This window comes from Bradyrhizobium sp. DN3, from assembly GCF_041357655.1.
In the GTDB taxonomy this organism is placed as follows: Bacteria; Pseudomonadota; Alphaproteobacteria; order Rhizobiales; family Xanthobacteraceae; genus Bradyrhizobium.
In genome coordinates this window covers 15,041-27,892 of record NZ_JAULLN010000029.1, presented here as the reverse complement: position 1 = coordinate 27,892, position 12,852 = coordinate 15,041, and the positions used below count along the sequence as shown (strand labels likewise).

Below are 12,852 nucleotides of genomic sequence, written 5' to 3'. Positions count from 1 at the left end.
GCGTGCGACTTGCACACCGCATCAAATTACACCTCTTTTCGGAGCCAGAAATGAAAACGCAATTGGCGCGCTCTCTCGGAATCATGAATCTCGAACGAGGGCCTTCGCCTCCGAAGCCGAGGCTCGGCAACATGCTGAACCCTGCTACTTTCGACTTTCCGGTGATCGAGGAAACGGTTGAAGGGGGCTGGGCGGATGCCGTTGTTCGCGGCAATGCAGCGCTCGAGCCCGCCTGTATCGCAGCCGCCAAGCGATTGGTTGAACGAGGCGCTGTCGCAATCAGCGCCAACTGCGGCTTCTTTATGCGGCATCAAGCGGCCGTAGCTGCGGCAGTAACAGTTCCGGTAGTGCTTTCAAGCCTGCTGCTGCTGCCAACATTGCTTCGCCAGTTTCCGAGGCCTGCTAAACTCGCGGTCCTCACAGCCGATTCGACCCACCTGGGCGAAGATCTGCTCGAGATCGAAAATCCGGAAGATAGGGCGAGAGTTGTGATCGGCGGTATTGAAGGCGGCGCGTTGTGGCGAAACGAGATGCGCCGTCCGCCGGTACCGACCACGACCGCCGAAATTGAGGAAGATGTCAGGGAGTGCATCTTGAGACTCCGCGCTGCACATCCGGAGATCGCGTCGCTCCTGTTCGAATGCACGGGGTTTCCAGCGGTGGCCACGGAAATGCGCAGTCTCACAGGGCTGCCGATCTACGACGTCAACACGCTCTGCCGGATGGCGTTCGCGTCCGCTGCCTGAGGCTTTTGCCGAGCTAACTGCAACAACGTACGTTGAGACGAAGCAAGTAGGCGCCTCATAATTTCCCGAGATGAGATCAACGGTGCGGGCATGCGCGCCGCCGCCAAAGGCGAGACTACTAGTGGCGCGCAAACATGAAGAAAAACAAAAGGCCGGATTTGACGACGACTTCACGGCACACAACCCCACACGCTCACACGGAGCCAGAGTAATGGCGGCTAGTCACGGGCGCAGCTCGGATACAATGCCTGAGCCGCTGGAATGCCAATGCAACCACTGACATCGACGATCGACTTGCGCAGCGACACCGTAACCAAGCCGACGCCGGCCATGCTTGACCGCATGGTTACTGCTGAGCTTGGCGATGACGGTCGTGGCGACGAACCCACGGTTAAGGAGCTCGAACGTGTAGCGGCGGCCCGGCTCGGCAAGGAAGCCGGTTTGTTTCTGCCGTCCGGCACGATGAGCAATCTTGTAGCTATCTTGTCGCATGCCTCTTTTAAAGGGGAGGTGGTCGGCGAAGCGTCATCGCATATCTTTCGTTCGGAAATGGGCGGGCTGTCCTTGCTCGCCGGTCTCTATTCGAGACCCCTGCCCGGACGAGCGGGAGCAATGGATCTTGGCGCGCTCGATGACTGCCTGCGGACACCCGGTATGACCGCGCACGCGCTTGGGACGGCGGTCGTATGTATGGAAACGACGCACAGTGTGGGAGGAGCCGTTCTTTCGCTTGACCATATGCATGCCGTCTGCGCAAAAAGCTGGCAGCTCGGCGTTCCAGTACACTTGGACGGCGCTCGCATTTTCAATGCCGCCATTGCGCTCGGTGTCGCCGCTTCCGCCATAGCTGCCTTCGCGGATTCGGTCACGTTCTGCCTGTCCAAAGGACTGAGCGCGCCGGTTGGATCTGTATTGACAGGCCCGCGCCCATTCGTCGAACGTGCTCGCGGCTTCCGCAAGATGTTGGGCGGTAACTTGCGTCAGGCCGGTTTGCTGGCAGCCTGTGGTCTCGTCGCGCTCGAGCAATCGATCGAGCGCCTGGCTGACGATCATCTTAACGCTCGGAGATTGGCGGATGGCCTGCACCGAATTGATCCGCACTTGGTCAATCCCACTGACATTGTGACTAACATTGTCGTGGTCCATGTTGGGACTGATGACGTCCGGCAGTGGATTAAGATCCTGTCCGATTATGGTGTGCTGACAGCGCCCGTCTCAAAAAACGCATTGCGATTCGTTACGCACCGTCATGTCGACGCCTCTTCGATCGAACGAGTCGTAACCGTTTTTGGAGAGATCTATCGGACTCGCCCAACTCTCCTCTTTGCCCGATGAAAGACCCCCGCAATGTCGAATGACGATGTCTCGAACCGCATTGGGCAGATATGGCCGCATTTTTCGGGCAGTGTGCCATCGACGTGTTCTGATACCGCGTCACGCAAAGCTTGTTCCCATTGAGCCAGTCCTCCATTGACGAGCAGGCGTCACCAAATCCGCTACACAAGCCGCGGAGATCAGAAAAGCACTGAACGGGTAAAGCTGGCATATCGTGCGGTTATTTCACCGCGGTAAAGGACAAGCGGTCGAAGCTCCGTGTCCGATTCAACTCCTGGTTGTTTCGCAGGTACTGTAAACGTGTCAAATAACCTAAAAATGGAGCTCGAGGCAACCGTCGCTGTTTTGCTCCTATGCTCTGCGATTCTTCGGTCAGGGACGAGCACTCCAAGCCGGCACTTCGTGTCGTCGCCTGACCATTTCCGCGGGCTTGCTTGAGCTGAATTCTCATCGGCCGATTCGCCATGATAGTTGATTACCTCAGATATGTCGCTGTTGCCGGGCATTTGCGCGACTTCTTCGATCGAGATCTCTTCGACTACGTCGAGCCAGAGGCGACCACCGGACAACATTTGCGCTTTGCCCCTGAGTATATCGAAGAGCGCTTAGGTTGGCGCGGTCAAACAATCGTCAGAGACCTGAACCGGGATCTACACGCTCGAGATCTGATTTCGAGGAATTAAAAGAAAGGATTGGCGTCGCGAGCGTCGTGGATGGCCTCACAAGGGACCATTTTCGAATGGGTGAGCGAACGCCGACGCGGCTTTATGTGGAGCTATGAACTCCCCGCCTTGAAATTGTTGTTGATATTGATCCTCGCCACTGGTCGGAAAAATACCTAAACCGCCGCTCATATAACGAAACTCCTGTCCTCTATCGCAGATCCGGACTAGCAACTGGTACCTTGAAGTCTGGAGCCAGAATTCAAGGTGCCTCGCGAACACAAAACATGCAGGGGACACTCGGCGGGTTTTTCTACGCTAATCGCGGGGCTGTGTTTGCCTTGACGTGTGGCCACGTTGTCGGTTCCAGATCGACAGTTGCGGTGGAGCGACTTCTTGGATTTTGGACACTGCGGCTTGGGTCACATTTCGTTTGCCTTGGCAAAACTAGTCATCACTCTATGTACGGCGGCGCACAGGAGATGGAGACGTATGTTGATGCTGCGCTGATCAAGTTGAAAGCATCCGCGGCGTGCAGTGTGGCGCGAGGGAATGCTGTGCGACCTGCAGAAATCAAACCAATTTCGTCTCTCCTACAGGAGGAGCCTGTCGCATTTCGTGGCGGCGCGCAGCCGCCGATAGCTTGGCGCGGATTTCCGCGGTCACTATAAGGAAGTCAGTTGATCTCTTCCGCGATAGAAAGACAATCTCGCTCGTCGACGCTTTGATGCTGGGGCATAGGCAGCCAATGTACATAATACAGCCGGTAAGCCGTCCCGGCGATTCAGGCGCGGCAGTTCGGCAAGTTTTTTCCTTCGCAGGATCAGTCACGAATGAAAATCAATGGTACGGCATGATCGTTTGGTGGTGATGAGACTCCCGCTTCAATACCTCTCATCGGGTACCGATAACTTGGGTCTGGTCGCAACCCACTTCTATCTCGGCCCCCCTCGCCACGTTTCGCTATCAAGACAGTCGAATGTTATCGATGAGCTGGTCGTTCGAGCTTGAGATCAACGATTCTTCTGCAGCAGGGAGCCCGCTTGGCGCGAGCAACGAACGCTGTCCGCCCTTGGCAGCGCCACGCGCTTCCTCTAAATGCTGCTCCAGAAGCAAATCGTGGGTCGCTACCACAGGACCTTCACGAGCTTCAAAAAAAGTCGGCCGCTGCGCGGCTACGGAACCCTAAGCCAACGCATGAGAGCAATCGCTGAGGTGCGCCGTCGCTTCGGCTATCGGTGCCTCCGTGTTCTGCGCAAGCGCTGGTCAACCAGAAGAAGCTGTTCGGCTCTATTGGGAAGAGAAGCTCGGGGTCGTCGCCGTGGTGGCCGCAAGCGGGCGCTCCAGTCCGTCGCCGTCATGCCGACGACGCCGGGCCCTCCTCCTTGCGCGTCAGGCGATAGGCTTCGAGCATCCATTCATGGTCGATCAGGTGATGCAACGCGGCAGCACCCGCTAGGCTTCACGAGTGACGTACCGCCACCCATGCAAGACACGCTTCCGGCTTGCGTCGAATCCTCTGGTGCGCATTCCAGGGATGGTGATCAGGTGTTCCAGGCGATGGTGATCACGGATTCCAGCGATCGTGATCAGGTGCGGAGGCGAACACGACTGACGGGTTTATGTGTGCTGGAAATGGTCTCCTGCTCAAGGCTGGCGGGTTGGTTCGGAGATCGTTCCGGCGGTCCATGGGGGGCCCCGTGCGCGGCGCGGAGTGTCCCCACGAGCGACGTAGCGACGCGCGCGGGAGGGGCCTGTGGGCCGGCGGGGCGATCGTGCGCGAGGTGCTCATGGTTTTTTCTTTTCGCCAGCCTGACGCCGTAGACTGTCGCCTTTGAGCTCGAGGCGGTGCGCATTGTGAATGATGCGGTCCAATATCGCATCGCCAAGTGTGGGATCGCCGAACACGGCAGAGTACCCCTATTCTTGAGCGGGTCGTGTCTCACGTCACGATCACGGACCCGCATCATTTTCTGTTTGGGCACCGGCTTGAGGTGCTGAAGGAGCGGTCGGGGCGCGGTCCCGCCTACGTCGTTGTCGCGCTGCCGGTTCGGATCGCGTCGACGGATCTTGCCGAGCCGATCACTTCCCGCCCGAACGCCGCCGATCTACCGCGCATCAGTGCACGTACGCTGATCCCATTGATGCAACATTTGAGCGCGAGTCTGAGCCTTCTCGACGAGAAGGTGATTCGCGATGACCCACCGACCGCTTCCAGGTCGCGTTGCGTATCGACCCCTGCCGACGTTGGCAAATCCATCTGGCCGTCCGACGCGCCGACATTCCGCGCCTGTGGCCGAATCTGTCGACCGCGACGCAAACCCAGATCGCTCAAATCCTCGCCACGCTGCTGCGGCGAATGCAAGCGGTTCCCGGCACGCCCGGAAGGGGACTGGGTCGTGCTGATCAGCTTGAACGTCGCTGACGAGCGGCTCACGACTGCGCACCGAGCCAAGTTGGCCTATGTCTACGTGCGGCAGTCATCCGTGAACCAGGTGCGCCAGCACCAGGAGAGCACGGAGCTACAGTACCGCCTCGTCGATCGCGCCATCGGACTGGGCTGGCCGCCGGAGCGCGTCCAGGTCATTGACGAGGATCTGGGCAAATCCGGTGCTGGCGGTGTGGATCGTCATGGTTTCCAGAAGCTCATTGCCGAGATCGGCCTTGGCAACGCCGGTCTTGTGGTGAGCCTCGACGCTTCTCGCTTGGCCCGCAATAACCGGGACTGGCATCAGCTTCTCGAACTGTGCTCGGTGTTCGGCGTGCTCATTGCGGATGGTGAGCGGCTTTACGATCCGCGCGCCTACCACGACCGCCTGCTGTTGGGTTTGTCCGGCATCGTGAGCGAGGCGGAGCTGCATCAGCTTCGGATGCGCCTTCACCAAGGGGAACGCCAGAAGGCGGCGCGGGGCGAGCTGCGGCTGCCCCTGCCGGCCGGGCTCGCCTATGATCGAGCGGGCACAATTATTCTCAATCCCGATGAGGAGGTGCAGGCCCGTCTTCATCTCGTGTTCGCCAAATTCCGGGAACTGCAAAGCGCTCGCCGTGTGATGCGTTACCTGGACAGGAACGGTCTGTCCTTGCCGGTTCGGCCGCTGCTTGGACCATCTCCACACGAGATCGTCTGGCGTGCGCCAGATAGTGCGCGCGTCCTTAGTGTCCTTCAAAATCCGGCCTATGCTGGGGCGTATGTTTATGGCCGCCGGCAAAAGGATCCGAGCCGATGCCGGCCGCGATCGCTGACGGGAACGGTCAAGGGTCGGGGATTGGGCGGTTTGCCTCCACGCCGCTCACCCAGGCTATATCAGCTGGGAGGAGTTCATGGCCAACCAGGGGCGACTGGCAGATAACGTCTTCCGCTATGAAGCAGGACATTCTGGCGTACCGCGCAAGGGGTTAGCCCTGTTACAAGGAATTGCGATCTGCGGCCGCTGCGGACGGCGCATGAGCATGCGCTACACGGGCCCGAATGCCGACTATCCGGTCTATTGCTGCCGCTCGGATCGGGACCAGCAAGGCAGTGCCCTGTGTCAGGAAGTCCGGGCCTTGGCGGTTGACGCGCTGGTCGAGCGGGTGGTCCTCGATGCCCTGATGCCGGATCAGATTGAGATCGCACTCGCGGCGGCGGGCCAACTGGAGCAGGAGAGCCGTCAGCTCGAGCGCCAGTGGGCGCTTCGCGTGGAGCGCGCCCGCTACGAGGCCGAGCGCGCTCGGCGTCAGTATGACGCCGTAGAACCCGAGAACCGTCTTGTGGCGCGCTCACTTGAGCGGGCCTGGGAAGAGAAGCTGCGTGTCGTCGAGGCGGTCGAGCAGCAGCATGCGCGTTGGCGCGCACAAGAGCCGCTTCTGATTGGCCCGGCGGAACGCGCAGCGCTACAAGCGGTCGGCGAGAACCTGCCGCGGATTTGGAACGCGGCCACCACGTCGGCAGCCGATCGCAAGCGCATTCTGCGATTTGTCATCCGCGAAGTCGTTCTTGATCAGAAGCGGACCCGAGGTCAGGTGTGGCTTAAGATCGTTTGGCAGACCGGCGCAACTAGCGAGCATCACGTGCAACGGCGCGTTCACACCTACCGCAATTACATCGACATTGATCGGTTGCGGCAACGGATCGTCGAGTTGAATGCTGAACACAAAATGGATCGCGAGATCGCGGCAATACTCAATCAAGAAGGCTTCGTCGCGGCCCGCGGCTGCGCCTTCAAAGGCGAGAACGTCTGGCTGTTGCGCACCCGCTGGGGCATTCCCACCGTCAAGATCAACGGCGTGGACAAGAACCCGACGCGCTGGCCCGACGGGAGCTTCTCGATTCAGGGCGCAGCGGCTGAGCTTGGAGTAACCCCGCAGACGGTGTTCGATTATCTCGCGCGCGGATTGCTGGCAGGTCATCAGTTGGCCAAGGGGCAGCCATGGCAGATCGAGCTCTCAGACAAACAAATCGGTCAGCTTCGCAACCGGGTACGACGCACCAAGCGTTCGAAGAAGGAGGCATCATGAAGTCATCGGTTCATTTACGAGCTCATGCCATTTGGCAATTGGAAGCTGGCTGGTGACGAGTGTTGATCGACGGCCGTAGCGGTCCTCAAGGATTTCGAGCAGATGATGCCGGGCATTGGCGTCGATGGCCTGGAGGCCCCAATCGTCCAAAATCAGAAGCTCGACCGCGGTGATGCTCTTCATCCGCGAGGTGAGTCGTCCGTCGCCCCGGGCAAGGTCCAATTCTTCAAACAACCGCGGCAGCCGGGTGTAAAGTACAGAGTGGTTGTCCCGGCAGGCCTTGTGACCAAGCGCACAGCCAAGCCAGCTTTTCCCGACGCCGGTCGGCCCGACAATGGTGCAATTCTCGTGGTTCTTGATCCAGTCTCCCTTGAGCAGCATGTCGAACAAGCGGCGGTCGAGCCCACGGGGTGCGCGGTAGTCGATATCCTCGGGCACGGCATGATGACGCAGCTTTGCCTTACGAAGGCGAAGTGCCAGGCGCCGGTTGTTACGCCAGGTCGCTTCTTGGTCCAGCAGCAACGCCAACCATTCGGCGTGAGCGAGGCCATGGACCTCCTCGTTGTCGGCGAGGCTCTTAAAGGCCTCGGCCATGCCGGTAAGGCCGAGCTGGGTAAGCAAGTGGAGCGTGGGGTGTGTCAGCATTTTCTTCCCTATTAGTGGTAATAGTCCGAGCCTCTGATGTTGGTGTGTAGGATCGGCTCGCGCTCGGGGGACGTGGGCGTTGCAACGCGATCGAGCCCCTTCTCGAGGATCGATTTGACGCTCGGGTAGTTGCGAGCCTGGATCTCAATCGCGCGCAGCGCGGCCGCCTCGAGGCGCTCGGCGCCAAGGCGCTTCTCAAGCCGGATGATCCCCAGGCACGAACGATAGCCCTGTTCGGGATGCGGCCGATCCTCGATGATCCGGTCAATCAGCAGGCGCAGCATCGGGCCGATCCGGCTTGCCTCGCTGCGGATCTTTGCCGGCGTCCACTCGCCATAGCGCCGATGGCTCGAAGGCATGTGGGCGCTGATCGTCGTGTGCCGCCCGTTGCCGCTGCCGCGCATGTGCGCGGCGATACGCTCGCCCCCCAGGAAGATCTCAACCGTTCGCGCACAGATCCGCGCTTCTACCTCGCGACGGGCGAAGCGGTAGGGCACCGAGTAGTAGTGTCGTTCGATCTCGACATGATAGTCGAGCCCGACCCGGCATCGGCGCCATTCGGCATGGACCCACGGCTCGCCGGGAAGCGGTTTAAGATTCGGCGCGTCAATTTCCTCGAACACCTGGCGCCGTGTGCGACCATACTGGCGCAGCACCCGTCCGTCATTGAGCTTGGCCAGCCACTCAGCGATCGCACCGTTGAGTTCAGCCAGGCTGTAAAAGGTTCGGTTGCGCAGGCGCCCCAGCAGCCAGCGCTCGATGATTCCGACGCAGGCCTCAACTTTCGCCTTATCTCTCGGCCGACGCGGCCGTGCCGGCAAAATCGCCGTGCCGTAATGCTGCGCCATATCGCTGTAGCTGCGGTTGACCATAGGGTCATAGAGACAGGCCTTGATCACCGCGACCTTGGCGTTGTCGGGCACCAGCAGTTGCGTCGCGCCGCCAAAAAAGCTGAAGGCCGCGTTATGTCCCGCGATCCAGTCGCCGAGCTGCTCGGTCCAGGTCGCCAGCGCGAACGACAAGCTGGATGCGCCCATGACCGCCACGAAGATGTGCGCGTCACGCACCTCGCCAGTTTTACGGTCAACCACCGGCACCGTGTCGCCGGCATAGTCGACGAACAGTTTCTCGCCGCCGCCGTGGTGCTGGCGCATCACCAGCGGCAGCCGGCCTTCCCAGTTGCGGAACAAGTCACAGAAACGGCTGTACCGGTACCCGTCCGGATGCTCTGCAATGTACTCGTCCCACAGCACCTGCAAGGTCACATGCTTGCGCTTGAGCTCGCGGGCAATAACGGACCAGTCAGGCTCTGCCACCTTGCGGCGACCCGGCTTCACGCCAGGAACCCCGTACAGCAGTTGCTCCAGCTCGGCGTCGCTTATCGCTTCCGGGACCGGCCATGCCAGGCCCGCGCGCGCAAACCGCTTCAGTGTGTCACGTACCGTCGTCGGCCCGATGCCGACGCGCTCGCCAACCACGCGCGTCGAGAGCCCAGCCTCAAGGCTCAGCCTCATAATCTCGCGCACCTGGCGCATGATAACCCTCCTCGTCGGCATCCAATCCTCCCAGCTGCTTCCAGCCGGAGAAATGGCCCAACGATCGGGCCTCACACCATCCGAAACTGCGCGCGATCAAATCGGAATGCTGCGCGGACAATGCTCGGAATGCTGCGCGCGATCATTTCGGAACCCTGCGCGCCATCAACTCGGTACGCTGCGCACCATCATCTCGGAATCGGGACAAGGAAGCTGCCCTGGCGAAGCTCAAGCCGTACGAGCGAGGCAAGCGAACCCGCTTCCAGCCGAACGACCGCCTGCTGGCCTTTCTGGAGGCGCTCTGAACGACCAAACTATGCCGAATGGAATGGGGCTGCCGTGCACGCGATCAACGATCGCCACCGTGACGACGACGCGCCATACCGGACCCGTTCGGCATAGTTTGGCGGGCGGCATAAACGGCGAAAATGAACGGCGTCGACCCGCAGGCGTGGCTTACGGATGTCCTCGCCCGGATCGCCGGGCATCCAGCGCATCGGCTGCGCGAGTGCTGCCTTGGAATTGGACGCCGGCATCAGAGTTCTCCGCTCGAGCGGCATGACCACGCACGTCAACAAGTTTCATCACGTCACCACCATCACCCAGGTCGCAAAGGACCTCGGTGAAGACGAAGGCTGGCTGCGCGACATTGCCATTGAAATGGAGATCGAGGACGGCCTGATCTGGGTCTATGGCGTCGGCGAAGGTGGTATTCAGGCCTTCACCGACTTTGGCATCGAAAACCTGATCGAGCTCGTCAGGTTCTACAAAGAAAACCCCAAGCTGCTCACGCGCAACGGGAATGATCCAACCAGCCTGCGGCCTACGCCGGATGCGTACGTAATAATGGGTGGGCGCATCATCTCATTTCGCCATAGCGTTCCGCCTTCGATTCCACCTATCCCCATTCGCGACAGCCCGTCCGGCTCGTCCAGGCTTAGCAGTCTTGGGGGAGTTTTCTTGAGTCAGCCGTGACGATTGGTATTTTTCAGATGCGGGTAGTTGGCGAAGTAAAGTTGGCACGAGAAGCAAACTCGAAATCGCAACGGGGCTCGTACGGCAGAATCGTCTGATAGTGAATCGTGAGCCCGCATTTCGAACCGATAGCTACTGCCCCCTCTCCACTAGGCGCTTGGCAGCCGACGACGTATACTAGCTCAAGTGACTGTTCGCCCCGAAGGACTTCCCCTGCCCACGCTCCGGGACTGTTTCCCAGATCACTGGGAACTCAAAGGTCCTCGCGCTTCGCCTCGGAGCGTGGGCGCCGGAGGGGTGGGCGTTTTCTGTGCGGCATCCGACTGCTGTCCGCGGTCAAGCAACAGAATGCCAAGCGAGCAAGGAGAAGCCAATGTCATTTTTTTAATCCCATGGGCAAAGTTTCATCCTGGAAAATGCGCACACCGAGAAGCCTGCTTCGGCCAACGAGTCCGTGTCGCGCCTACTTAACGTAAAGCTGACGCGGTATCTGCGTAAGCGGCTCATATCCGGTCTCAGTCACAACGAACGATTGCGTGATCGTTATTCCGGTATCTTTTAACCAAAGGCCGGACATCATGTGAAAGCACATCCCTGGCTTCAGGATCGTGGTGTCCCCCTTGCGGAGGCTAGCAGTACGGTCTTGCAACGAGGGTGGGAAACCTACACCGATCGGATAGCCAACTCGGGCTTCTTTCTCAATTCCGTGTTGAGCCAGTTTTTTGCAGAATGCCCCGCTGACTTCCTCAGCAGTGATACCGGGCCGACAGGCCTCCAAGCCTGCGTTTAGAGCCTCTACTACGATCTCTGAGAGCTTCTGGTATTCCCGCGTGGGTTTGCCGACCGAGACCGTCCGAGCTAGATTGACTTGATAGCGGTGTCGATTCGCGAACAGTTCAAGGTTGACCGTGGTGGAAGCTGGAAGTGGGTCATCAGTCCAGTCGGCATGCGGCGCGATTTGACGCTCGCCTATGCAGAGAAACGGGGGGGTGCAAGCGTAGGCACCGCCGAACTCAGGTGTGCCCGAAATTTGCTGGTGATAAACAGCGGCAGCAACATCACATTCTCGGACGCCAGGCTCGATGACCTCGATGGCGCGATACATCACAGCATCGGCAATGCGACCAGCCTGCCGCATGATTTCGATCTCAGCTGGGCTCTTAACGATTCGAAGCCAATTGATGATCAAGTCTGCGTCCACGATCTTGGCTTGGGGCAGGGCGCGCATGAGATCGGCATGTGTGCGAGCGGAATAGTAAAAGCCGCCAAACTCTACCCCGACATTCGCCTTTTCGCCGGCTACTTCTTTTACGATGTCCGCCATGAAGTCATATGCCGACAATTTTGGCGAGGCCACGTAATAATCTGGATAAGCCCTAATGTTGTCTTCCGCGAGATATGTCGTCATGGATGCAGAAACGCTATCCATGGAGCGTCCGACCCAGATAGGTTGCTCGCGGTCTATGCCCACGATCACCATGCCAGGAGTGTAAAAGGAATACGCTGAGTACCCCGTGAGATAGTTCTGGTTGGCCGGCTCCGACACAAGCAGGACATCAATCCCGCGCTTGGACATTTCCTGCTTCACTGCAGATAAGCGGGCCGCGAATTCAGCGCGCTCAAAATGAAGTTGCTTTTTCAGACTCATAGTCTTGACATCCTGTTGATTGGATTTCTAACATGTTATCTTGCGCAGCCATCTTCTTTCGACCGTTCTCATGATGAGACGCGTCTGCCGTATTTTGCTTGCTTCGGCTCGAACCCGATCTCCTGACTTTCTGTCTGTTGGCGCTTGCTAAGACCGGCCATTGCGGACTGCACGAATTCATTGTCCTTCGACGCGTGACCGTCGCAGCGCTCTAATCCTCGAACTCAGTCTCCAGACAACTTCAAGTCCCTCAACACTTAGAGGCTGAGCGGATGCGGCCACATTGCACCTAGCAATGCATTACGCGGTTGCACTCGCGAGCTTCAAAAACGTCCTCCTTTTCGATCGTTCTGCATATCCGCTCTTAGAAGCACAGCGAACTAGATACCTTCTGGTCGGCGCAGGATTTCAACGTTTTTTTTGGGTTGCTTGCGGATTTCAGGCGTGTGAAGCCGTTACAGCATCGCTTCTGCATCAAACCATCAGTTTAGGCCGCTCAATATGGCAATTTGACAATCGCTGCCAAATACCCTGCCCATTTGCTTCCTTCAGTGACGCGATAGCGAGCTTGAATGCCTTAGTGGGCGAGAAAGCCTCAGCTGGGAGTTGCACTCAAGTGTGCGGCGATCTTTCGCATTGAGCTCATGTTACGAATGCCATCGGGCATGCATCGAAGCGCCCGGTAGTCCTAAGGTTGGCTGCTTTTCGAAGTCTTGATGCTAGACTTTTCCCTGATTTAGCGCCATCCGTACTTCCTGAGGTAGTTGGTGTCGGCGGCAATGTGTCGTGCCATTTCTGTGAGCCTCGAC

General features: G+C 59.0%; 6 protein-coding genes and 4 pseudogenes. 6 read left to right on the top strand and 4 right to left on the bottom strand.

Features of this window, described 5'->3' with window-relative positions; translation table 11 throughout:
- The first annotated feature begins 50 nt into the window (after window positions 1–50).
- Both AAE027_RS32305 and AAE027_RS32300 read left to right on the top strand, forming a co-directional pair.
- A complete protein-coding gene (locus AAE027_RS32305; protein ID WP_370989983.1) occupies window positions 51–746 on the top strand; it encodes an aspartate/glutamate racemase family protein in 696 nt (231 codons plus the stop codon).
- A 267-nt stretch (window positions 747–1,013) separates the two neighbouring features.
- The gene (locus AAE027_RS32300) at window positions 1,014–2,081 is read left to right on the top strand and encodes a GntG family PLP-dependent aldolase (RefSeq protein ID WP_370989984.1); all 1,068 of its coding nucleotides are present in this window, start codon (window positions 1,014–1,016) and stop codon (window positions 2,079–2,081) included.
- Window positions 2,082–4,531: 2,450 nt separating this feature from the next.
- Here AAE027_RS32300 and AAE027_RS32295 read toward each other — a convergent pair.
- Window positions 4,532–4,660: pseudogene (locus tag AAE027_RS32295) on the bottom strand (ATP-binding protein); the annotation flags it as partial.
- 20 nt (window positions 4,661–4,680) lie between these two features.
- On the opposite strand from AAE027_RS32295, the gene AAE027_RS32290 reads away from it, so the two are divergent.
- Window positions 4,681–6,093, top strand: coding sequence for a recombinase family protein (locus AAE027_RS32290; RefSeq protein ID WP_370989985.1), 1,413 nt, complete (start codon window positions 4,681–4,683; stop codon window positions 6,091–6,093).
- On the top strand, window positions 6,065–7,240 hold the full coding sequence (locus tag AAE027_RS32285; protein ID WP_370989987.1) for a recombinase zinc ribbon domain-containing protein: 1,176 nt from the start codon (window positions 6,065–6,067) through the stop codon (window positions 7,238–7,240). Before AAE027_RS32290 ends, AAE027_RS32285 begins: the two co-directional genes overlap by 29 nt.
- A 6-nt stretch (window positions 7,241–7,246) precedes the next feature.
- Here AAE027_RS32285 and istB read toward each other — a convergent pair.
- Together istB and istA are read right to left on the bottom strand one after the other, a co-directional pair.
- Window positions 7,247–7,885: pseudogene (gene istB / locus AAE027_RS32280) on the bottom strand (IS21-like element helper ATPase IstB); the annotation flags it as partial.
- 11 nt (window positions 7,886–7,896) lie between these two features.
- A complete protein-coding gene (gene istA / locus AAE027_RS32275) occupies window positions 7,897–9,420 on the bottom strand; it encodes an IS21 family transposase (protein ID WP_370989988.1) in 1,524 nt (507 codons plus the stop codon).
- Window positions 9,421–9,839: 419 nt separating this feature from the next.
- Here istA and AAE027_RS32270 point away from each other — a divergent pair.
- Together AAE027_RS32270 and AAE027_RS32265 are read left to right on the top strand one after the other, a co-directional pair.
- Window positions 9,840–9,982, top strand: a pseudogene (locus tag AAE027_RS32270) (transposase domain-containing protein); the annotation flags it as partial.
- Window positions 9,979–10,215, top strand: a pseudogene (locus AAE027_RS32265) (hypothetical protein); the annotation flags it as partial. The pseudogenes AAE027_RS32270 and AAE027_RS32265, both read left to right, overlap by 4 nt.
- Window positions 10,216–10,858: 643 nt before the next feature.
- On the opposite strand, the gene AAE027_RS32260 reads toward AAE027_RS32265, so the two are convergent.
- Window positions 10,859–12,043 carry a M24 family metallopeptidase gene (locus AAE027_RS32260; protein ID WP_370989989.1) on the bottom strand — a complete coding sequence of 395 codons (1,185 nt, stop codon included), beginning with the start codon at window positions 12,041–12,043 and terminating at the stop codon, window positions 10,859–10,861.
- Between the last annotated feature and the right edge of the window lie 809 nt (window positions 12,044–12,852).

Coding starts and splice junctions, on each gene's coding strand:
- AAE027_RS32285 (WP_370989987.1), top strand. CDS start 6,065: ATGGCCAACCAGGGGCGACTGGCAGATAACGTCTTCCGCTATGAAGCA.
- istA (WP_370989988.1), bottom strand. CDS start 9,420: ATGCGCCAGGTGCGCGAGATTATGAGGCTGAGCCTTGAGGCTGGGCTC.
- AAE027_RS32260 (WP_370989989.1), bottom strand. CDS start 12,043: ATGAGTCTGAAAAAGCAACTTCATTTTGAGCGCGCTGAATTCGCGGCC.
- AAE027_RS32305 (WP_370989983.1), top strand. CDS start 51: ATGAAAACGCAATTGGCGCGCTCTCTCGGAATCATGAATCTCGAACGA.
- AAE027_RS32300 (WP_370989984.1), top strand. CDS start 1,014: ATGCAACCACTGACATCGACGATCGACTTGCGCAGCGACACCGTAACC.